1 protein-coding gene is annotated in these 2,121 nt (G+C 69.4%); it reads left to right on the top strand.

Features of this window, described 5'->3' with window-relative positions:
* Positions 1 to 207: 207 nt before the first annotated feature.
* A partial coding sequence (locus tag FJY88_13795; GenBank protein ID MBM3288399.1) for a hypothetical protein occupies positions 208 to 2,121 on the top strand: 1,914 nt, incomplete at its 3' end.

The following is a 2,121-nucleotide window of genomic DNA, read 5'->3' as shown; positions in this document are numbered from 1 at the left end:
ATCCTCCACGACCCCGCGCCACCGCTCGGTCGAAAGCCAGTCTGGACGGAGGACCCGCCCGAGGATGGGCGGAGCGGGCCCCCGGGGTACTGCCGTTTCCGGGCAGTGGAGGCGCTCGATGGGGAGCTACGCGTCGCTGTCCGCGTTGCGGTCCCCGGTCCCGAGCGGCCGCTCCGGATCGAACTGGCCTGGTCCGTCTTGGAGTCGGTGGGACGATCCGACACGCTGGAAGGCGCGCGCGGATCGATTCCCTTCCTCTCCGTCCTGGGCGGCCCGGCCGCGATTCGCCGCAGCCCCGTCGTCCACGCCCTGGCGCCGCGCGTCCTCGAACCCGGGCGCGCTCTGGAAGTCCTGGGCGCAGGCGTCGACCGGGTGCGGACTTTTGCGCTCCTCGACGCGCGCCAGACCTCGTGGAGCCTCGCCCCGATCGGGAACCCCACGGAGGCGCGAGCCCGTGTGAGGCTTCCCGCGGCGATGCCAGCGGGGTCCGCGTCGGTTCTGATCGATGACGCGAAGATCGCTCACGGCGCCGTGGCTGTGGGGGGTGGGATCCAGGGCGGCGATCCTCCGAGAGGTGGCGTCTGGGATCCCGCCGATGGCGATTGCCTCGTCGTGGCCGCGGATCCGCTCTACGATGCGCTCGAATCCTTGACCCAGGACCTCCTCGATCGCGGATTCCGGCCATCTCGCGCGCGGCTCTCGAGTCTGCTCGAGGCGCACGCTCCGGCCTCGCCTGAAGAGGCGATCCGCCTCGCCGTCGCCGATGCGTGCGCCGGCTTCGCCGCTCATCCCCTCGCCTTGATCCTCGTCGGAACTGCGAGCGAGGACCTTCCCGAACGAGACCTGATTCCCACAGCGCATGTCGCCTACGACCACGAGTTGCCCGGCTACTACGACGGCACCTACGCGGACGACGGTCTCTTCGGGGATCTCCCCGGTTCGGCCGATCTGGAGCCGGAGCTCCTGGTCGGGCGCATTCCGGCGCGGACGCCGCAGGAGCTCTCCCAGTATGTCGCGAAGCTCCTCGCGTACAGATCTCAGGCGCCGCGAGCGTCGGTCCTTCTCGCTGTGGGAGACGCGAACATCAATCGCGACAACGGCGATCGAGGGCGGGCGGCGGCCTCCCTGCTCGAGACCGCGACCCGGGCCGGCTTCCTCGACGGAGAGATCCAGCGGGCCTCCGCCTACATGCCCTTGAGCGAGCCTGCGAACCGGCAGCGGGCTCTCGGGGACTTCCTCGGCTTCCTCTCGTCGGGAATCGGCCTCCTCGATCTGTTCGGGAACAACACGGGCCCCGCGGACCTCGTCCATATGCTCGAGGCTCCTCCAGGACCGAGCCATCCACAGATCACAGCCGGCATGATGCCGACCGAGGGGAAGCTCCCCATCGCTCTTCTACACACTTGCCTGAACGGGGCTTTCGATGAGGACATGCACTTCCAGGGCGGCGATAGCCCCGTCGAGGAGTGGGTGCGGCACCCGACCCGGGGCGTGATCGCCGCGATCGCGCAATCGCACATCACGACATTCTTCGACGACTGGGAACTCGGCGAGCGGATTCTGGAGCGACTCGAGCGCGCCGACGGGGCCTCGCTCGGGGCTCTTCACGCGGGGGCTCGATCTTTGCTGCTTCGCCAGCCCCGAACCGCGCGCAGCGCGCACTCGATCCGCATGGCGAATCTTCTCGGGGACCCGCTCCTGTCGCCCGCCCTCGGCATCGATCAGATCCGGTTGGATGGGAGCTTCGATGTCGCCGGGAGCTGGCCCAGACAGGGGTGCCTGAGCTTCGAGCGGGATTGGACCACCGCCGACCTCGATCTGGAGCGCGCGCATGCGCGAGTGGCCTATGGCGGCGTCCACCTGCCGCTCGAGGGGATGGGTCCCGAGGAGCCGGTCTATCCGATCGGAGGCTCCCGGATGCTTCGCGTGGGCGGGTTCCACGGACTGGGACGAGGGAGGCGGGCCGCCGCGTGGACCGTCTTCCGCTGCGACCTTCTCGTCCGCAGGGGGAGCGTACTCAGCTACTGGGCGCGACAGGAGCACGATCCGCAGGGGAGGGGACGGCTGGCCGTCGATGCCGTGACAGAAACGGGAAGAGTGCTGAGCGTCGATCTGCGCGAC

The organism is Candidatus Eisenbacteria bacterium (assembly GCA_016867495.1).
Classification (GTDB): domain Bacteria; phylum Eisenbacteria; class RBG-16-71-46; order CAIMUX01; family VGJL01; genus VGJL01.
This window is presented reverse-complemented; position numbering and strand designations above follow the sequence as displayed.